The organism is Paenibacillus sp. CF095, assembly GCF_900101225.1.
Lineage (GTDB): Bacteria > Bacillota > Bacilli > Paenibacillales > Paenibacillaceae > Paenibacillus.
On record NZ_FMZN01000001.1, the window covers coordinates 2,278,723 to 2,298,008 of the forward strand.

The following is a 19,286-nucleotide window of genomic DNA, read 5'->3' on the forward strand; positions in this document are numbered from 1 at the left end:
CATTCATGTGGAAGGGTAATCTGGAGCGTTAGCAGAACGCTTGCTAAGGAGTGGTGGATATGACTTTCGATCGTGATTCGAGTGAGTAGTTAAACATTTTAATTACATATAATAGTCGATTAGGAATTTAATTGGATTTTATTGGTATAGTATAAAATCATTATTCGATATATACAAGCACTTTATTGAAAAATATAGAAAATAAGTCTATTTAATGCTTTTATGTGTCTCATGTCGCTTACACATTTCAGCTTATTTTTCGTATTCCTGCATGTTTTTGATGAATAATAGTTTGTAGTAGTTCTATATAACCAAGACCTGATACTCAAAATTTCAAATCAAGAAAAAGAACGACATGAGAACTCTCATGTCGTTCATATCAAAATTTATATCTCATCATGTAATGTTCACGCCGCCACTTGCATAGCCAACAACGGTATTCACAAGACTAAGTCCAGTTGCCGTTGCGGAGAATACAAGCAGAAGACGTGTCTGTGCAGTCACAGGTATAGCCAATCCGGTTGTTATGCCATTGGAGATACTACCCAATGCAATAATACCGGTGAGTGGAGGTGCCAGTGTAACGACGGCCCCTGGAACCGCAGTAAATGCATTATCAGGTGTAGGTGAACTGAATAATTGCGCAGTGATGGTCACCGTTGAACCGACCAAGGCCAAGGCTGCTGTTGTACTAAAATAGGCAGCAATGGAAGTTATAACGCCATCCCGTGGGACAGAGAACGCAAAGTTAATGAGTGGTCCGACAATCGTTCCCGTTAAATCAATGGTGCCACCCAGAATGCTGACTCCTGTTGCCGAGCTGCCGAAACCGATAAGGCTTGTCGTTCCGACCAGTCCACCAAGAACCGTTGTTAATATGGCAGGTCCGCCAGAAGCAAACGGTATGATGGCGCCCGAACCCGTAGCTCCTGTAACACCAGTGCTGCCAGTTACTCCCGCAATCCCAGTTGCGCCGGTAGCCCCGGTTACCCCAGCAATTCCGGCTGCACCCGTTGCCCCGGTGACTCCCGCAAGTCCAGCTGCCCCAACAGCTCCTGTACTCCCCGTTGCCCCTGTCGCTCCTGTTGCGCCACCTGCTGGGCCTGCCGCACCCGTTGCTCCAGTAACACCTGTCGCACCTGCTGGTCCCTGGGCACCAGCAGCTCCCGGTGTACCAGCTGGACCTACACCACCCTGAGAACCAGCAACGCCTGCCGGGCCTTGTGGACCAGGTACGCCCTGAGGACCCGCTGGTCCTGCAGGTCCTGCCGGACCTTGACTCCCTATGTTTCTAAGCCCTGATGTGATAGCCAATTCGGTCGCCCGGATCAAAATGACCAGTTGATCTTTCTCAGCCGAATCGATATTCCCCTGTAAAACGACAGATAGGAGCACATCCAGCAATTGCTGCAAATTGGTTCCCACACTGATCGGAGAAAATGGAACGGCCTCTGCAGATACAATGGTAAGCTCCAAGACCGCTTCGAGATCTGCCTTGGTTCCCTTTTTCAAATCCGAATGATGAACCAGAGCCAGTAATTTACGCAGTACCTCAATCAGAAGTGAAACATTGTGAGGCGTGGGATTGGCAAAAACCTGTACAATTGCTCCCTTCAACTCACCAATTAATTTGAGAAGCAATTCGGCTTCTTTGTCAAAACACTTATGATGGTGGTGATTGTGGTGGTTATTGTGGTGGTGATGATTGTGCTCGTGATGGTGTTCTTTGTGCTGCTCTTGGGGATGGTCACAGTCCTCAGCTTTTTTTTTCTTAAATCCGCTCCAACCATATCTGATGCGTTTCTTTGGTTTCATCTTTTTTGCAGATCCTCCTTAGTGAGTCTCAATCATTCCATTACAGGCGAACATCACTGGTTTGATGATATCAGTATATTAGCAAGAAAGAATTTCGTGATTATTATATAAGTAAGTTTCCGAATTACCGTTTTCAGCTTGGAGCAGCATCCATTATCATGGAGAGGATTTTGCATGGAAGTCAGCCCTGTGTATAGCCCAACCTAAAGAGCGCTATCCTATGAGTACAATACTCCTGGATGCGCCCTTTTTATATTTACAGTAGTTAATTTATCTTTGTTGATTAGTCCAATTTAATTTTGAAAACAATTGGCGCATTACTTTTCACAGTTGTTGTTGTGATCGTCAGTGCGTCCGCTGTTCTCTCCCATTGCGGCTGTTCTTCATAGCCAAGTACCTGAATATCTTGAATGACCCCTTGAAAATGGTGAGAATTTTCCTTCAGGGATTTAATCTGCACCACCCCATTATCTGGATAGGCAAGAACCGTGGCATACAGACTGCTTTCTTTTAACGTAAAACGTATATCTTCACTCGTAAATATCTTCGTATCCCCATCCGTGAATTGCCCTTCCTTCACCTCTGTCGGACCCTCGCCAAACGTACGCCAGAATGACGTGTCATAGATCGCTTCCCCATTCACTTCCAGCCACTTGCCAATGCTCAGCAAAATGTCGCGATCTTCATCCGGTATGCTGCCGTCTGCCTTAGGTCCAATGTTCAGCAGTAAATTTCCGTTTTTGCTTACAATATCGACGAGATCCCGAATGATCTCCTCAGCCGTTTTATAGTTATTATTTTCCGTATAACACCATGAGTTTTTAGCGACAGCTGTATCCGTTTGCCAAAAATAGGGCTTGAGCTCAGCGAACTGTCCCCGCTCCACATCCGGAACGGCACTACCAAACATGTAGGCCTCATGTTTATAATTGATAGCTACAGGCACACCCCACTCTTCGCCTTTGTTATAATAATAGGCAGCAAATTTTTTAAGATAGGGTTTGAACGCAACCGTTTGAATCCACCAATCGAAATAGAAGACCTTTGGCTGATATTGATCGACCAGTTCACAGCAGCGAATCAACCAGTCCTCCAGATACTCCTCAGTTGGAGGTGAGTCATACAAGTCGAAGTGATCCTTGGGTTCAGGCATGGCAGGCCAATAGAAATCCCCACGCTCAAGGGGTTCCTTAATATCTGAATCAAACTCCTTCCCGTGAGACATGAAGAACCAGTGCTCGGCGCGGTGAGACGACACACATAAGGTCAGCCCCTGCTTCTCGTATGCAACCTTCATCTCGCCCAGAAGATCCCGTTTGGGGCCCATTTCATATGTGTTATAGTGAGAGATAGAGCTTTTGTACATCTGAAAACCATCATGGTGCTCAGCCACAGGCATAACATATCTGGCTCCAGCCTGTTTGAATAACGTTGCCCATTCATCTGCATCGAACTTCTCTGCACGAAACATCGGAATGAAGTCTTTATATCCAAAGTCCTTATGAGGTCCATACACCTCAAGGTGATGTTCATAAGCTTTGGTGCCTTGTATGTACATATTTCGCGAATACCATTCGCTATCATAGGCCGGTACAGAATATAGCCCCCAGTGAATGAATATGCCGAATTTCGCTTTTGGGTACCATTCGGGTACTTGAAAGGCGCTAAGCGAACTCCAGTTGTCCTTGAATTTACCACTCTCAATCGTTGCTTCAATCTGTTGCAAATATTCGTTTTTGTCCATGAGATGTTCTCATCCCTTCTGTTATTGTCTGTAGTTGTATTGTAGTGCTACGGCCGAAGGATAGACATGCAGAACACTAACTTTTAGATGGACAATAATAACCTTGTATGGAGATGAAAAGTATGAATCACCAAACTTTGCTTACGAACTACCTGTCTAATCTACAAGTCGAATTATTCATGGTCAACTACAATCGGTGCGATACGGATTGGCGGGATCTTGATTACACACCCGATTACAGCAAGTTTTATTTCATATGTGAAGGTGAAGGTTGGCTCAAGATTGGGGATGAAGAATATTATCCTGCGCCTAATCAGCTTATTTTAATGCCAGAGGGGATCAAACAGTCTTACTCTGCCATTAATGACAGTCCTTTTCTCAAATATTGGTGTCACTTTAGCGCAAAGGTTGGGGGAATCAATTTGTTCCAAATTCTGAAATTCCCACACATCTGTACGATAGATCAACCTGAGTTGATTCAAGCAATCTTCAGCAGTATCCTTACATATGCAAAATCCGATGAAGTCTATGCCCATATGATGGCCAAGAGCAAACTGACCGAGTTACTATCTCACTATCTAATGAATCTGGATCTGGATCAGATCTCTTTTATTAACGTTCCTGTCATGGAGAAACTGTCCACCATTCTGGCTTATATTGATTCCAACATCGAAGAGAATATTTCGGTTCAGGATCTGGCCCAGATCGCCTACATGCATCCAAATTATTTCATTCGATTCTTCAAGCAGCAGATCGGAGTTCCTCCGATCCTCTATATTACTGGCAAAAAAATTGATAAGGCCAAAGAGTTGCTGGCCTGCACCCCGAACACAATAACTGCCATCGCCGAACATCTCGGTTTCAGTGATTTGTACTATTTCTCCAGACAGTTCAAAAAGCATACAGGGCTAACTCCAACGGAGTACCGCAAACAAAAAACAGTACTGACAACCAAACATAGTCTATAAATAAGCTCAAAGCAGAGAGAGTTCCCTCATTCGGAACTCCCTCCTATAGACTTGTTTCTGTTCGATTCATGCTGAGTTACTTTCTTGAGTTCTCTTAAATAAGCATAACCATAGTTTTGATCCGGCTCAAGATATGCCCCTTCCGCCCACTCATTCCAGGCATTAACAAAAAGATATTCACTTTTGTACAGCGTCCTCGCTCGTTCCATCTGTCTGGACAGATACAGCCCAAACTTCTCTGGGGTGGCCCCAAGCGTACTCTGTCCGTCAACACCTCTCCGCGGTGTATTATCCCAATTGACAAAAGCACCTGGATAGACAATTTCTCCGTTACGGTGTGGTGTTCGTTCGAGAATGGAGGACCATACCTTGTCGTAATTCACAGCAATATGCTGCTGTCCCTTGATGTTCATTCCGATCCAGATTCCATTCATATGTCCATGTGCAAACGTATAATGCGGTTCAAATTCCATACTCGCATCAAAGATCTGACGATTAAATGTAGGGAATCCACCAATGGTCTGCACAAAATGGATCCCTTTCAGGCCATGCTTCAAAGCCAATTCACGCCAAAACTGAATCATTTCCTCACATTGCGGAATACTCGCTGGTCGATAGATCAGAAATAAAGGCTTACCTTGCACTCGAATATATCGTTTGTCCTTAAATACTTTTACCAGATAATTAAAATGTTCTTCCCAATCATCTCGATCCCCATAGTTCTGGGCCATGAGAATATCGGATTCTTGCCCATCCCATTTTCTTGTCCATGTCTCATTGGCCCAAGACAAACAAAAGGGAAAATCAGGCTCCCCACTTTCCAGAATTTCATTCACTGGTTTTTCCAGCAAACGCTTGCCTTTGAACCAATAATGATAATAACAAAATCCATAAATGCCATGCTGTTTAGCCGTTTCCGCTTGCCACTTTCGTACATCTGGATCGGAAAGATCATAATAGTTCCCCTGAAACGGCTGCTTAGGCTGATAATGACCCGAATATAAAGACGTGGCTTTTTTTACATTTGTCCATTCAGTAAAACCGACCCCCCACCATCGGTCGTTCTCCTCAATCCGGTGAAATTGGGGCAGATGCAGAGCAATTACCTTCAATCAGAACTCCTCCAATGCAGCAACATGATGCAGCCTACGCTCCTGTGATTTTTGGGATGATTTATATGAAAATGATATCCAGCAGTCGCAATGTTTTTTGTAGATGGGATTGATTATATTTCATGTATGCCAGAGCATGGCTAGCGGCCAGTCTCCTTGCATCAACACTCTGCCAGTAATGTTCAAACTTCTGAGTGAGTTCTTCACAAGAGTTGTATTGTTGAAAGTTACTAAGGTCAATCCCGTTGCTCTGATTCACAGATGGGCCTATGAGCTGAAACGTCCCACATGCGGCAATTTCCATCACGTTTTTGATTGATTCCCCACTATGAATAACCAGTTTGCTTCCGTTATATAACATCTGACGAGCTTCATTCGTATGAACAGGCTTGAAATCCCCGATCTGTGCCCAACCCTTTCCATCCACCCGAACCTTTTTGTTATCCATAAGACCTGATTTGGCAATTGCGGTGACGATGCCATCCGGTTCTGCATCCCCGATGATATAAACATCCGATTCATACTCCGGGGGAACAGCTTGCGGACAGAATATATGTGGATCAGGCGGCATGAACAGTTCATGACTACCAGTGCTTCGCATATGCTGCTGATCATCGCTTATTTGCGTTGAATGTTGTGTAAACACGTGATCAAAAATCGGTAGAATAGTTTCGCTTTGATTCACCTGTTGATCGGCAGACAACCAGATTGCCTTCTTCACGGTTGATGTCCTTAATGCTGTGATATTCTCATCCGGCAAGTTTTCTTCGCTTCCGATGACCATAATCAGGTCAACATCATAAGAAGATAAACAGGCTGACACGGATTCGATATATTTAATCTCATTCACATTTCTCACGAGATGTTTCAGACTCTGTTCAATCAGGACGCAATGTGATGACATTTCTCGGTCATTACAAGGAGTAATAAGAAGCACATTTAACTCTTTATAGATCACTTTTGGCACTTCTCGGGCAGGTATGCTTCCCACCTGCATCATTTTCAGCCATTGCTGATTCAGTTCCAATTGTTGTACTTCCATATGTTTACGCATGGATTTGAGTTTCCTGTTCAGAACCACATTCATCTGTCTCAGGAATAACCGGTTCGCATCATGAACTGAACGTTTCTTTTTCGTGGACTTAACCTGCGTTCTTGACTTCTTTCGGATAACAAACCCTCCTGTTCCATGCGAAAACATTCTCTGCCTACAATATGCACGAAATAGTGTTTCGCTAACTCTTTTTTTGCAAAAGGGGCTTTATCCCAAGTATATAATGTGTGGCCACCCGGATCATTCCAGATCTTGTCCTCATAGAATATATGAATACTGTATAGGAGATGATATCTTTGCCAACATTTGATAGTATCCTTGTCACCGGCAATCAGACGATAAATCAAAATCTGCACGTTAATGGTAATCAAACCGTTGGTGTCGATCTACAAGTCAATGGTAGTCAGACCGTAGCAGGCAGCCTTCAAATCAACGCCAGCTCCTCGATTGTCAACCATTTGGGTGTAGGCGGAGTAATTGAAGCTGGAGATAGCGTTAAGGCCGCTACACAATTAATGGCACTTAATCAACCTACTCTTCCAGTCTCCCTACCTGTTTTGCAACAACTCAGATATTACAATCCTGGTGTTGCAGGTCAACCCGGTCTGGTCTTAACAGGGACTGCTGGCAATCAATATATACTGTTCGTTGATGAAAGTAGTGGGACACCCCATCTCGCCATTCAACCCGTATAATATAGCCCTGAATCAGATGAAATTCACCAAAAGAAGCGATATCCGTGTACACTCCGGATATCGCTTCTTTTGGTTTCTTTTCTGATGAAGCCTGGTATAACTCCGTTCATTTATAAATCTGTGATTAATACGGACAAGACACTCTTGCTTTCCAGCTGGAACTTCATCAATACATCGTCGCGCAGCTTAACCTGTATGTTGCCCGTCTCCTCCCCATCATTAAAGAGGACTAAAGCTACGGAACCATCGGCATTTTTAAAAGCCACAGAACAAATTCCATTATCACTGGAAGTTGATTCGATCCGAACAGCCTTGGGGCGGATCAAGGCACTAAAATGTGCCAAGGCATAATAATCAAGTGTATACGTAAGTTCCTTTGTTTGCTGATTCACCTGAACGATCCCACGACACGTACTGCGGCCAAATCCCGGAACGGTTGGCCCGTTGTTCTCATCAAGTGCCATATTCCAAAGTACAAAGGACTTGCTGTAATTACGAAGAATCTGAATTCCCGTTCGCATCACATTAGAGAAGGCTTGCTCAAATGGCGGAATCCACTCTCCACCCGAACCTTCAGTGAAATGCACTTCTTGACCTGCAAAAGCTTCATATACCTTCGTTTGAGCAGATGCATCGCCCCCGTACCAGTGCCAGGCCACTCCGTCAACTTCCTCTCCCGCTTGTTCCAGTACGGTTAGGGGATAGTCCGGTTGATCCCAGTTGTGATCGTAACAGAGAATCTTAGTTTGAATATCGTTTTGCACAAAGGCTGGTTTAAGATGGTTTTTGATAAAATCTGCTTGGGCTTCGGCTGGCATCAACATACCAGGATAGTGCCCTGGTTCATAAAGCGCCTCATTCTGTGGTGTGATGGCATGGATCGGTAATCCATGCTCTGCATACGCTTGAATGTATTTCACGAAATATTCAGCATAAACGGGATACCATTCAACCTTCAGCTGTCCGGTGATCATTGATCCGCTCGTTTTCATCCAGCCGGGTGCACTCCATGGTGATGCAAAAAGTTTCAGTTCAGGATTCAATGCCAACGCCTTTTGCGTTAAAGGAATAACGTCCCCTTCATCATGTGCAATGCTGAATTGGGTCAATTCCGGGTCTGTCTGCTGTTCTGGCATATCGTTATAACTGTATACCGTTCTCGCATAGTCCGAAGCGCCCATCGGATTACGGATGACCGACAGCCCGATCCCTTTCTCCGGATGGAACAGTCGGGTCATGACCTCATCCCGTTGCTCCTCACTCAAGATCTGGTTGATCAAATAGGCAGATGAATCGGTAAAAGAAGCACCAAATCCGTCCATCTCCTGATACGTTAGCTGATCATCCAGATGGATGGTCGTTGTCTCCTTATCAGCATCCAGTGGTTTCAATTGCTCTTGGGATAGAGACACGAATAAATCTCCTTCACCCGTAGATTTGTACATTTTGAATGTAGTCATAGGATTCTCCTTCATATTTCTATTATTGAATACCTAGTTTCTCTTTGTTCAATTTCATCTTTTCACTGCGTACCTTCACAATCTCTTCCCAACGGTTCTCACCTAAAAATGACTTGTAAGAAGCCAGTGCATTGTCATACGAGGCATCATCCTTGGAACGTACCATACTGACCAGTGTTGTATTCCATTTGGTGTTAATCGCCGACAATGCACGAGCTTCAGGTGTACCTTGATCCGGGCTAATATTCTCCAGAATGAAATGTGGTTTCAGCTTGCCTTGGCCCCACTCCTGCATCTGTTTAATCGCTTCCGGAAAAGCATCTGCACTGAGTGCTTTGTGGCGGTCATGACCAAAGAACATAAATTCACCCATCCGATAATCCTTTTTGAATTGATCTGCGTTATTGAGTTGCAGGTCTTTCACCGCTGGCAGCAATTCTACACTACCGTCGGCTTTGGTTTGGTAGGTTTCCCCCTCGATCCCGTAATTCATGAGTGTCTGGCCTTCTTCACTTAATAAGTATGTGAAAATCTGAATGGCCTTGGCCGGATCTTTACAATCCTTGGAGATGAAATTGATCATCCACCCGGTTATTCCGGATTGATTCAATGTTGGTGCATTACCTTTGGTGCTCTGCGGTCCATCGATAGCAACATATTCTTTGCCTGGATTGGCACTCATGTAGATTTGCAGGTTTCCTCCTTGTTGAGGTGTACCGTCAAGCAGCATGGTCGCATATTTACCGGACTTCACTTTTTCCTCAAAAGCGGTTCCATCATCGGCAAAACTGTCATCACTGATATTGCCGTCTCTGTACACGGTGTTCAATGTTTTCAACCACGTGAGGTAATCTTCATCCAGATTGCGATCGTAGAATTCTCCTGATTCGGTCTCCAATGGAACGCCGATGAAATCTTGCAAAGTATCCCCGAGTGAACCTGTTCCTTCACCTATAGAGTTGAATCCAAACGGAATCAGCGCAGGGAACTCTTGCTTAATTCGTTTCATCACACTCTGGAATTCTTCTGGCGTTCCAATGACCGGACTACCCAAAGCTTCGTACACATCTTTACGAATGATAAATGCCGTTTTGGCAGGAATGTTTCCGCTATCATAATCCTCTTGTGTATTGGAATAGTTCGGGTAACCATAGGTTTTACCATCCGCCAATTGGAACCAGTTCAACGTATCGGCAGCCGCAACTTTATTGAAGTAAGGATCGTATTTCTCCGCCAGATCATTCAGCGGCATAGCCCAGGTTGCAGCTTTTTGCACCACTGGAGAATTCGAGTCAAACACCGTCAACAAGTCAGGCATATCTCCACCCGCGAAAAAGGTGTTTAACTTGGTATCATCACCCGTGATGAATTTAATATTAATGTTCAGATCCTCTTTGATTTTCTTGGTAACAATGTCCTTGCCAAAATCAGTGTTCCACCAGTCAGCATTGACGTACCATGTCAGGTCGGTAGCCTCTTCCTTTTTATCCAACTGCCAAGCCGGCTTTTCCGGGTCAACCGTATAACGATCTTCAATGGATACCCAGTTCCCTTCACTGGAGCCCCCCGATCCACCACTGCAACCTGTAATCATAAGTACGGCTGTGAGCAGTGTTGCGAGCAATTTTATCCCTTTTTTGCCTGATGCCTTGTTCAACTTCAACATATTTTTGTTCCTCCTCAAAATGGGGTATTTGTTGCTCCTATTCCTTGACCGCTCCGAGCATCATTCCCGAGATAAAGTATCTCTGAACGATGGGATAGATCAGCACGATAGGGAGTGTTGTTATGACAATAGTGGCTAGCTGCACACCTTTGGTCGTTGTTTCAATAACAGCCGAACCCCCGACATTTTGCATGGATTGTGTCTGTGACTGAACGATAATCTCATACAACATCATCTGGAGTGGATACAGTGACTGATCAGTAATGTATAACTTGGTTGTCATGAAGTCGTTCCATTGCCCCACCCCATTAAATAGCGCAATTGTAGCCATGGCAGGCATGGAGAGTGGAATAAAGATTTTCAGGAAAATATGCCAATCCCCAGCACCGTCAATCTTGGCCGATTCTTCCAGAGAATCCGGGACATTCCGGAAGAAATTCATCAGAATCACGACATCATAGAAGCTGAATAACGCCGGGATAATGTACACCCAGAAGCTGTTAAGCAGGCCAAGTGATTTGATTAACAGGTATGTCGGGATCATGCCGCCCGAGAAGAACATTGTAATAACACCCATGGCAACGTATAATTTACGGCCTCTTATGTACTTTTTGCTCAGACCGTAACCAACCATGGCACAGAAGAACACATGTGTAACAACGCCAATCGTTGTTTTGGAAACTGATATGAAGAATGCCTGCCAGATACCCTGATCATTGAATACCGCTCTGTAATTCTCCAGCGAGAATTCCGGTGACCAGAAGATGAATCCACCTTCCGCCAGTGCCTTGCCTGAACTAAAGGAAGAGATGATGACATTCCAGAGTGGAACCAGAATAACGACCGTACAGATGACTAACAAAATCATGTTTAACGTATCAAAGATCCGACTATCTAGATCTTCTTTTGCCACCTTTCCATTCACGCGGGATGCCTCCTTCTTACAACACAGATTGATTATCGTTTAATTTGCTTGTGATTTTGTTTGCCGTGACGAGTAGAATGACAGAAATGATTGAGACACCCAAGCCAACGGCCGTTGCATATGAAAAGTCACCCTGAGACATCCCCATACGATAGACGTACGAATTGATGACTTCCGCTTTGTCGCGGTTCTGGGAGTTCATGAGCACCAGCGTCTGATCCAGATTCGACCCTAATAAACCGCTTACAGTTAGAATCAGATTTAGGCTGATGATTGATCTCATATTAGGCAATGTGATATTCCAGATCTGTCTGAGACGGCTTGCACCATCAATTTTGGCAGCTTCATAGTATGTTGGGTCAATCTTTGCCATGATCGCCAGATACAGAATCGTTCCCCAACCTGCTTCTTTCCAAATATCCGATAACGTAGCAATCCACCAGTACTTGCCTGCATCCAGCAAGATGTTCTGCGGTTGCGAGATCACTCCCAGACTAAGCAATAATTGATTAAATAACCCCGTGGTTGAAAACCAGGTGATCAGCATTCCCCCAAGTACAATCCAGGACAAAAAGTGAGGTAAATATGAAACCGTTTGCACAAACTTCTTGAATCGTCCGCTGTTTAACTCGTAGATCATGATCGCGAGAATGATCGGAATGACAAACCCGATACCTAATTTCAAGAAACTGATCCCCAGCGTATTCACAACTGCATCCCAGAAGTATTTGTCTGATAAAATGATTCTGAAATTATCCAGCCCTACCCAAGGAGCGGTAGCCAGCGTATCAATGACCGTGTAATTTTTGAAGGCAATCGTCAAACCGTAAATCGGGATATAACAGAAAATAATCATAAAGATAATGCCCGGGATAATCATCGATTGAATCTCCCATTGTCTCCGATAATCGACTATGAATTCTTTAATCCGTTGTCCAATGGGTTTCTTCCCGTTGGGACTGATCGTATTTTTACCGGTTGATGTCTCTACGGCTAATTTATCCACGTTTTTTTACTCCCCTCCATCATGCATGTATGTTTATAAAAACGTTTTTATTTTTCGACATAAAAACCCCCTTTGTTTATATTTATGTAAAAAAAAGACCGGAGAAGATGAGTCAGCTTATGTACGATAATCTTTCCGGTCGATCTTCACATGGCTTGAACCTCTAACCACCAGCTCACCCGCCAATTTCTGTGCAGCCCCTTGTTCTTTCTCCTTGATCATACCCACCAGTTGATTGATTGCCAGGATACCCTGTCTTGCAATTTGATTTCTTACCGTTGTAAGCGGTGGAGAAAAATACTGTGCGATATCAATATCGTCAAAACCCACGACACTAACATCTTGAGGCACTTCAAAGCCCTCAGACTTCAACGCATGCATACAGCCAATTGCACTCAAGTCATTCCCTGCAAGAAATGCATCAGGCCGCTTGCCGGGGTGTAAATGAAGAAAAGATTTTATCGCACTATACGTGCTCTCCTCCTCAAAGTACCCTTGTATAATGTAATCTTCATCGATTGGAAGCTGGTATTCACGCAAGGCAGCCAGATAGCCATCCCTACGCTGTACACTGTCAAACATCGTGTCCACACCCGAAATATAAGCAATTTTCTTGTGCCCCAGCCCAATTAAATACTTGGTTGCTTCATAAGCCGCCACATACGAGTCAAAAATGACACTTCCCATCGTATCGCTCTGATAGACCCGATCCAGAAAAACAGCCTTGATCTTGTCTTTCTCCATGGCGATAATATCTTGCTCATCAATCCGAAGCTCTTCGTAGATAATGACACCATCCACCCGCCGACCCAGAATATTACTCATAATAACGTGTTTATCCTTGGTCACAAATACATTCAAACCATACCCAAGACGATCACATTCGCGAGACATCGACTCTACCAGCTTATAGAAATACGGACCCGATACACTTGTAGTGAAAAAACCGAGCATTTTGGTTTGACCGGACTTCAACAGCTTGCCATTCAGATTGGGCACATAATTTAAACGCTCTGCCACCTTAAGAACATGTGATTTTGTCTCCGGGTTCAAGACATCCACACCATTCAAGGCGTTGGAGACCGTAGATATGGATACGCCCGCTTCCCTTGCTACATCTTTAATCGTTATCTTTGCCATAAGTTTTGTTCCTTTACTATAAAAACGTTTTTATAATGTTTAAATTATCATAAAACCGTTTTCATGGCAACACTTTAATTTGCGAGTTCAGGCATCATGCACTTTATTCATAGCTATATGCCACTGCTGGCGCAAAAAAACGGCTCATGTATGAGCCGCCGTGCATGAAGTTTTAGCTATCTATTCCTCATCTTGGGTATACATGGAGTGAATCTGTTGCAGCTGCTCTTCCAGACGTTCCAAGCGCACAAAACGATCCGCTCGAATATATTCCTTCTGCTCCACAAGCATGATCATTGTTGGAACGGTAAAAATAAGAAACTTGGATGCAACCTCTTCCACTTCGTTCGCATTAATGTGACCGAGGTATATTGATGGATAAGGTTCAAGCAACGTCCTGATCTTAGGAAGTAAAGCGTGGCACACGCTGCACTCTGGCCGAGATACATACAAAAAAACCAATTCATGTTGTTGAATAGTTTCTTCAACCATTTCTATGGAAGTTAACTCATGAATATCTTTCATAGAACCTCAACCCTTTCAGTCATTCAATAGCTTGCTCATTTAAACTTTCTCTTTTCAAGTATAGCCTATGTGCGTTAGAATCAAATGGAATATATCCCCATATGAAAGAGGTTATGGTATGAAAAAATCATTCTTGTTTCTGTTCACTGCGCTGGTAGTTGTTACTTCCTTCTCGGCGTATGCACCTGTGTCGAATGCCTCTGGCGATATTGGAGTCAGCTTATTGTCTGATCGTCAACAAGGTACAGTAAAGTAGTACTTGTACAGAAAGTAACAGGCGACAATTCGGATAACATCTGAATTAGTCGCCTGCTTTCATTTAGTCATATTGATTTTTATTTCCAATCTCTCTTCCGAAGATAAGATTCAAATACAAAAGTTCCAAACGGCAGTAGACCGGCTAGTCCACCCATCAGCCAACGCGTTATCTTCCACTTTTTGACCAGAGCCAAGTGAACTAGCGCAATTAGGTACAAAGGAAACAAAATACCATGAATCATGCCCATTACGGCTACAGCGGAAGAGATATCTGCAAAATATTTCAGAGGCATAGCAATAAAAATCAACAGAAGTAAGGATACACCCTCCCATATGCCCGCAATTCTGAATCGGCCTGTCACTGTCTTCATAAAGTCCATTCTCACCTTTCCTGCTAATCGTTTGTGAAATATGTAACTTGTAACATGATACAAAAACTTCACGCCACATCTCCGTACAGATATGTCGTTCTGAAGCTCATATTCAGTATATCGTATGTGTCCGATTCGAAGATGCTTCAAATTTGAATAATTATTGAATCCATAAAACCAGATTTCCACATCAGGTCTTATGGATTCAAGTTGTCTCACGCTCAATCAGCTGGTATGTCAGCTGCTCTGTCTTCAACGCTGTTTTACCCAATACAGCCCACAAGTGATGGAAAGCCTGGGTGGCTTGCTCCGCAATCGGATTGTGTATGGTCGTGATTCCAAGAACACGGGAAAGCTCGATATCATCAAACCCCACAATGGCGAGTTGTTCCGGTACCTGAATATTTCGTCTGCGTGCTTCACTCAGAATACCGATGGCTGCATAATCATTCGAACATAATACGGCCTGTGGAAGTTCTGGTCCCTCAGCCATTCTTCGCATCGCTTCTTCGCCGTCGGAGGAGCTAAATACGGAATATTGATATGCTTCCGTCCACACATGCAACCCTCTGCTCTTCATGAAAGATTCATAGGCTTTACGGCGGCTCTGGGTATTCAAACTTTCAGCCCTGCCAAATGCATTGGCAATTCGGGTGTATCCTCTTGATACCAGATGCTCCAGAGCTAACTTATACCCTTCTGCCTGATCCATCGCGACAGACGGAATCTCGTCGTTCCCCATTCGCTGCCAGGAGACAATGGGCCCATACTCCATATAAGCTTTTAATTTCCGAGGATCATTGACACAAGCAATAATAACTAGACCATCAACTCGTTTACTGCGCAGATCTTCGAACGCCTGCAATTCAATCTCCGGATCTCCACGGGATGTATAGATAATCGTCTGAAACCCAAAATCCATGGCTGTATCAATGAATTGATTCATGAATGTAAGAATGATCTCACCTGTGGTAGAGGTCACAATTCCAATCTGTTTTGTTTGCCCTGTAGATAACGATATTGCATTCCGGTTGGGAATATAATTCAACTGTTTCATAATATCCGTTATGATCTGTCTTGCTTCATCACTAACATGCGGAGAATGATTAATCACGCGTGACACTGTCGCTTTTGAGTAACCCGACCGCTTCATAATTTCATCAAACTTGGACATCGGAGACTCCCTTCTTGCTAACGAACTATAGAATAATAGTATGCCTCAGATCTGGGTCAAAAGTAAAACTTGACGTGTAACCCGTTACAACGTTTAAGCTTTTTTTATGTCATATATGAATCATCTTAAAGTGCGTGTTCAAAAAGACCGGTTTTCAGTACCGAGAAGATGGGATGAAGCTAGAAATGGAGTAGCAGAGCGTAGGGAAAACTACGTGAGCAACCGCAATGTTTCCGAAGGAAACACACTTCGTAAGCCCCCACTTATTTCGGCTGAATGCCATATTCGATGCAGATGATGCCGTTAGGCATCCTTTGTAATCAAAAGCGGGCTTTTCGAACAACCTCTTAAAATCAATTTGATGAATGGAGCGATACACATGATTAACTCTCAAAATCAAACCTATCAATTCCCGGAAAATTTCCTGTGGGGTGGCGCAATTGCAGCCAATCAGGCTGAAGGTGCATACAATCAAGGCGGCAAAGGATTATCTACTCAAGATGTAGCTCCCAAAGGTATCATGGGCCCAATCACGGAAGAACCAACCGAAGATAACATGAAACTGATCGGTATCGATCTGTATCATCGCTACAAGGAAGATGTGAAACTGTTTGCCGAGATGGGCTTCAAAGTATTCCGTACTTCCATCGCCTGGTCCCGGATTTTCCCAAAAGGGGACGAGCTGGAACCAAATGAAGAAGGATTGCAGTTCTACGACGATCTGTTTGACGAGTGTCACAAATATGGGATCGAACCACTGGTTACACTATCCCACTATGAGACACCTCTTCACTTGTCCAAAGAATACGACGGCTGGGTTAACCGAAAAATGGTTGGATTCTATGAGCGTTATGTAACTGCCGTATTTAAACGTTATAAAAACAAAGTAAAATATTGGCTTACTTTTAACGAAATCAATTCGATCCTTGAAGCACCCTTCATGAGCGGTGGTATCTATACGTCGAAGGAGAAACTTAGCAAACAAGATCTGTATCAAGCGATCCATCATGAGTTTGTAGCCAGTGCCTCCGCTGTGAAGCTCTGTCATGAGATCATTCCTACAGCACAGATTGGTTGTATGATGCTCAGTATGCCGACCTACCCGCTGACACCAAATCCAGACGATATGATCAAAGTCATGGAATTCGAGCACAGCAACTATTTCTTCGGTGATGTACACGTAAGAGGTCGCTACCCTGGTTATATGAAACGTTACTTCCGTGAAAATGGAATTGAGATTCAGATGGAAGCTGGCGACGAGGAAATGTTGCTGAATACGGTAGACTTTATCTCTTTCAGTTATTACATGAGTATCTGTCAGACAGCAGACCCGGAGAAACAAATCGCAGGTGAAGGTAATCTGCTTGGGGGTGTACCTAACCCTTATCTGCCAGCAAGTGAATGGGGATGGCAGATTGACCCGCAAGGATTGCGTTATGTCCTTAACATGTTCTATGACCGCTATCAAAAACCACTGTTTATTGTAGAAAATGGTCTTGGTGCTGTTGATGAGTTGATCACGGGTGCTGACGGCGAGAAAACAGTTGAAGATGACTACCGAATCCAGTATCTAAATGATCATCTGGTTCAGGTTGGCGAAGCCATTGAAGATGGCGTTGAAATTATGGGTTATACATCATGGGGTTGCATTGATGTTGTCAGTGCGTCTTCTGCCCAGTTGAAAAAACGTTATGGCTATATCTATGTGGATCGTCATGATGATGGATCAGGAACACTCGAACGTTATCGCAAGAAATCCTTCCATTGGTACAAAGAAGTGATCAGCAGTAACGGGAAAAGTTTGCAGCGTTAAGGTTTTTTAAGCAAATGTAACAGATACATTATTCTATCCCCCAGCAAATCACATGAAAAAGTGTCGGTTATACGATACCTTGGCATGTTTTCTGTCTGGGGGATTTTATTAAAAAACACCCGATGATAAACATCGGGCATTCTCAATGGCTAATATGATATTTTCACTATATGTTCTTCACTACATCCCTGCTGTACTTTGTTTTGTCTTCTTCCGTTATCTTGCGAATGACCCTGCAAGGATTACCCGCAGCAATCACGCCAGACGGTATACTCTTGGTGACTACGCTCCCTGCGCCGATGATCGTATTATCTCCAATCGTCACTCCGGCAAGAACTGTCACACCGCCACCGATCCATACATTATTGCCCACCGTGATGGGTCCAACGATCTCCAGACCTTCATTGCGCTGCTCAACATCATAAGGGTGGCCTGCAGTATAAAATCCGCAATTGGGAGCAACAAAAACGTTATCTCCAAAACTTATTTTTCCTCCATCCAGCATGACAATATTATGATTGCTATAGAAGTTCTCACCAATTTCAATATTATAGCCGTAATCACATACAAATGGCTGTTCAATCAGGAAACGGTCTGTCGTTTTCCCCAGCAGTTTCTTGATTAACGCTTCTCTTTCATTGATCTTGGCGGGATGGAGCTGGTTATAATCGTAACAAAGTCCTTTGGCATGTAAACGCTCTTCAATTAACTCTTGATCATAATTGGCGTTATACAAAATCCCTAATTGGGATTTTTCTTTTTCAGTCATCATTTCGTAAGCACTTCCCATCTTCTGTCTAAAATAAATTAAAGCTCAATCTCTCTAATGATTCTAGCAGGATTACCGCCAACGATCATATTATCCGGAACATCCTTTGTAACCACAGACCCGGAAGCAATGACCACGTTGTCTCCAATGGTAACCCCCGGATTAATAACGGCTCTACCACCAATCCATACATTATTGCCAATCGTGACTGGCTTGCCATATTCTGCACCCGTATTGCGTTCATGCGGATGGAGTGGATGAGTAGCCGTATAGATATGTACATCTGGCCCCATTAAGCAATAGTCTCCAATACGAACTTCACACACATCTAATATCGTACAGTTAAAATTGGTATAAAAATGATTGCCTACATGAATGTTATATCCATAATCCACATGAATATTAGGTTCCATACTCAGGTATTCACCTGTAGATCCCAACAGTTCCTTCAATAACTTGGTGCGTAGCTCACCGTCCGTTTCCGTCGTTTGATTGAACGTCCGCGTCATTTTCCTTGCATACTCTCTGTCCTCAGTCAATTGAAGATCCGAAGCCAAGTACAGCTCGCCATCCAGCATTTTTTGTTTTTCTGTTTTCGTAGTCATGATCACCGCTCCCTCAATACACATCATGTAATTCAACATTAAATAATACTTTTAAAAACTCTTTTAATTATATAGATTACCATGAATTAAGCAAGTTTTGCTCGATATGAAAATGGTTTAATCTACTGACGCGTACTCTAGCGAAACAGCAAAAAACCTCTACACCCATTAAACTATGGGAATGCA

General features: G+C 43.6%; 18 protein-coding genes. 4 read left to right on the top strand and 14 right to left on the bottom strand.

Annotation, left to right across the window (positions count from 1 at the left end; all coding sequences use genetic code 11):
* Positions 1-396: 396 nt before the first annotated feature.
* A complete protein-coding gene (locus tag BLS69_RS09865) occupies positions 397-1,815 on the bottom strand; it encodes an exosporium glycoprotein BclB-related protein (RefSeq protein WP_091030923.1) in 1,419 nt (472 codons plus the stop codon).
* Positions 1,816-2,098: 283 nt separating this feature from the next.
* Entirely contained in the window at positions 2,099-3,559 is a 1,461-nt protein-coding gene (locus tag BLS69_RS09870) for an alpha-L-fucosidase (protein ID WP_091030925.1), read from the bottom strand.
* Between the two features lie 122 nt (positions 3,560-3,681).
* Here BLS69_RS09870 and BLS69_RS09875 point away from each other — a divergent pair, with 122 nt between their 5' ends.
* The gene (locus BLS69_RS09875) at positions 3,682-4,527 is read left to right on the top strand and encodes an AraC family transcriptional regulator (protein ID WP_091030928.1); all 846 of its coding nucleotides are present in this window, start codon (positions 3,682-3,684) and stop codon (positions 4,525-4,527) included.
* 26 nt (positions 4,528-4,553) lie between these two features.
* On the opposite strand, the gene BLS69_RS09880 is transcribed toward BLS69_RS09875, so the two are convergent.
* Both BLS69_RS09880 and BLS69_RS09885 read right to left on the bottom strand, forming a co-directional pair.
* Positions 4,554-5,639: a glycosyltransferase WbsX family protein gene (locus BLS69_RS09880; RefSeq protein ID WP_091030929.1), complete on the bottom strand. Its 1,086-nt coding sequence runs from the start codon at positions 5,637-5,639 to the stop codon at positions 4,554-4,556.
* Between the two features lie 61 nt (positions 5,640-5,700).
* Positions 5,701-6,693, bottom strand: a complete 993-nt coding sequence (locus tag BLS69_RS09885) for a CgeB family protein (RefSeq protein ID WP_143023567.1) — start codon at positions 6,691-6,693, stop codon at positions 5,701-5,703.
* 287 nt (positions 6,694-6,980) lie between these two features.
* Here BLS69_RS09885 and BLS69_RS09890 point away from each other — a divergent pair, with 287 nt between their 5' ends.
* Positions 6,981-7,388 carry a hypothetical protein gene (locus BLS69_RS09890; protein WP_240767997.1) on the top strand — a complete coding sequence of 136 codons (408 nt, stop codon included), beginning with the start codon at positions 6,981-6,983 and terminating at the stop codon, positions 7,386-7,388.
* A gap of 110 nt (positions 7,389-7,498) precedes the next feature.
* On the opposite strand, the gene BLS69_RS09895 is transcribed toward BLS69_RS09890, so the two are convergent.
* From BLS69_RS09895 to BLS69_RS09920, 6 genes are all read right to left on the bottom strand, one after another.
* Positions 7,499-8,848 (bottom strand): glycoside hydrolase family 30 protein, encoded by a 1,350-nt coding sequence (locus BLS69_RS09895; RefSeq protein ID WP_091030937.1) that lies wholly within the window; start codon positions 8,846-8,848, stop codon positions 7,499-7,501.
* A gap of 22 nt (positions 8,849-8,870) precedes the next feature.
* Positions 8,871-10,514, bottom strand: coding sequence for a type 2 periplasmic-binding domain-containing protein (locus tag BLS69_RS09900; RefSeq protein ID WP_176872652.1), 1,644 nt, complete (start codon positions 10,512-10,514; stop codon positions 8,871-8,873).
* A 37-nt stretch (positions 10,515-10,551) separates the two neighbouring features.
* Positions 10,552-11,439, bottom strand: coding sequence for a carbohydrate ABC transporter permease (locus BLS69_RS09905; protein WP_091030940.1), 888 nt, complete (start codon positions 11,437-11,439; stop codon positions 10,552-10,554).
* A gap of 16 nt (positions 11,440-11,455) precedes the next feature.
* A complete protein-coding gene (locus BLS69_RS09910; RefSeq protein ID WP_206105737.1) occupies positions 11,456-12,445 on the bottom strand; it encodes an ABC transporter permease in 990 nt (329 codons plus the stop codon).
* 117 nt (positions 12,446-12,562) lie between these two features.
* Positions 12,563-13,585 carry a LacI family DNA-binding transcriptional regulator gene (locus BLS69_RS09915; RefSeq protein WP_076330992.1) on the bottom strand — a complete coding sequence of 341 codons (1,023 nt, stop codon included), beginning with the start codon at positions 13,583-13,585 and terminating at the stop codon, positions 12,563-12,565.
* A gap of 180 nt (positions 13,586-13,765) precedes the next feature.
* Entirely contained in the window at positions 13,766-14,110 is a 345-nt protein-coding gene (locus BLS69_RS09920; RefSeq protein WP_091030942.1) for a thioredoxin family protein, read from the bottom strand.
* A gap of 118 nt (positions 14,111-14,228) precedes the next feature.
* On the opposite strand from BLS69_RS09920, the gene BLS69_RS32110 reads away from it, so the two are divergent.
* The gene (locus BLS69_RS32110) at positions 14,229-14,366 is read left to right on the top strand and encodes a hypothetical protein (protein ID WP_167350856.1); all 138 of its coding nucleotides are present in this window, start codon (positions 14,229-14,231) and stop codon (positions 14,364-14,366) included.
* A gap of 79 nt (positions 14,367-14,445) precedes the next feature.
* Here the strand turns inward: BLS69_RS32110 and BLS69_RS09925 are convergent, their stop codons facing one another.
* Together BLS69_RS09925 and BLS69_RS09930 are read right to left on the bottom strand one after the other, a co-directional pair.
* Positions 14,446-14,739 (bottom strand): DUF3817 domain-containing protein, encoded by a 294-nt coding sequence (locus BLS69_RS09925; RefSeq protein ID WP_036608336.1) that lies wholly within the window; start codon positions 14,737-14,739, stop codon positions 14,446-14,448.
* Positions 14,740-14,944: 205 nt separating this feature from the next.
* Entirely contained in the window at positions 14,945-15,913 is a 969-nt protein-coding gene (locus tag BLS69_RS09930) for a LacI family DNA-binding transcriptional regulator (RefSeq protein ID WP_091030944.1), read from the bottom strand.
* 379 nt (positions 15,914-16,292) lie between these two features.
* On the opposite strand from BLS69_RS09930, the gene BLS69_RS09935 reads away from it, so the two are divergent.
* The gene (locus BLS69_RS09935) at positions 16,293-17,726 is read left to right on the top strand and encodes a glycoside hydrolase family 1 protein (protein ID WP_091030946.1); all 1,434 of its coding nucleotides are present in this window, start codon (positions 16,293-16,295) and stop codon (positions 17,724-17,726) included.
* Positions 17,727-17,892: 166 nt separating this feature from the next.
* Here the strand turns inward: BLS69_RS09935 and BLS69_RS09940 are convergent, their stop codons facing one another.
* A complete protein-coding gene (locus tag BLS69_RS09940; RefSeq protein ID WP_091034923.1) occupies positions 17,893-18,495 on the bottom strand; it encodes a sugar O-acetyltransferase in 603 nt (200 codons plus the stop codon).
* 38 nt (positions 18,496-18,533) lie between these two features.
* Positions 18,534-19,100 (bottom strand): sugar O-acetyltransferase, encoded by a 567-nt coding sequence (locus tag BLS69_RS09945; protein ID WP_091034926.1) that lies wholly within the window; start codon positions 19,098-19,100, stop codon positions 18,534-18,536.
* Positions 19,101-19,286: the final 186 nt, after the last annotated feature.

Coding starts and splice junctions, on each gene's coding strand:
- BLS69_RS09915 (WP_076330992.1), bottom strand. CDS start 13,585: ATGGCAAAGATAACGATTAAAGATGTAGCAAGGGAAGCGGGCGTATCC.
- BLS69_RS09875 (WP_091030928.1), top strand. CDS start 3,682: ATGAATCACCAAACTTTGCTTACGAACTACCTGTCTAATCTACAAGTC.
- BLS69_RS09885 (WP_143023567.1), bottom strand. CDS start 6,693: ATGCGTAAACATATGGAAGTACAACAATTGGAACTGAATCAGCAATGG.
- BLS69_RS09895 (WP_091030937.1), bottom strand. CDS start 8,848: ATGACTACATTCAAAATGTACAAATCTACGGGTGAAGGAGATTTATTC.
- BLS69_RS09890 (WP_240767997.1), top strand. CDS start 6,981: ATGATATCTTTGCCAACATTTGATAGTATCCTTGTCACCGGCAATCAG.
- BLS69_RS09870 (WP_091030925.1), bottom strand. CDS start 3,559: ATGGACAAAAACGAATATTTGCAACAGATTGAAGCAACGATTGAGAGT.
- BLS69_RS09865 (WP_091030923.1), bottom strand. CDS start 1,815: ATGAAACCAAAGAAACGCATCAGATATGGTTGGAGCGGATTTAAGAAA.
- BLS69_RS09900 (WP_176872652.1), bottom strand. CDS start 10,514: ATGTTGAAGTTGAACAAGGCATCAGGCAAAAAAGGGATAAAATTGCTC.
- BLS69_RS32110 (WP_167350856.1), top strand. CDS start 14,229: ATGAAAAAATCATTCTTGTTTCTGTTCACTGCGCTGGTAGTTGTTACT.
- BLS69_RS09920 (WP_091030942.1), bottom strand. CDS start 14,110: ATGAAAGATATTCATGAGTTAACTTCCATAGAAATGGTTGAAGAAACT.
- BLS69_RS09940 (WP_091034923.1), bottom strand. CDS start 18,495: ATGACTGAAAAAGAAAAATCCCAATTAGGGATTTTGTATAACGCCAAT.
- BLS69_RS09925 (WP_036608336.1), bottom strand. CDS start 14,739: ATGAAGACAGTGACAGGCCGATTCAGAATTGCGGGCATATGGGAGGGT.
- BLS69_RS09930 (WP_091030944.1), bottom strand. CDS start 15,913: ATGTCCAAGTTTGATGAAATTATGAAGCGGTCGGGTTACTCAAAAGCG.
- BLS69_RS09945 (WP_091034926.1), bottom strand. CDS start 19,100: ATGACTACGAAAACAGAAAAACAAAAAATGCTGGATGGCGAGCTGTAC.
- BLS69_RS09935 (WP_091030946.1), top strand. CDS start 16,293: ATGATTAACTCTCAAAATCAAACCTATCAATTCCCGGAAAATTTCCTG.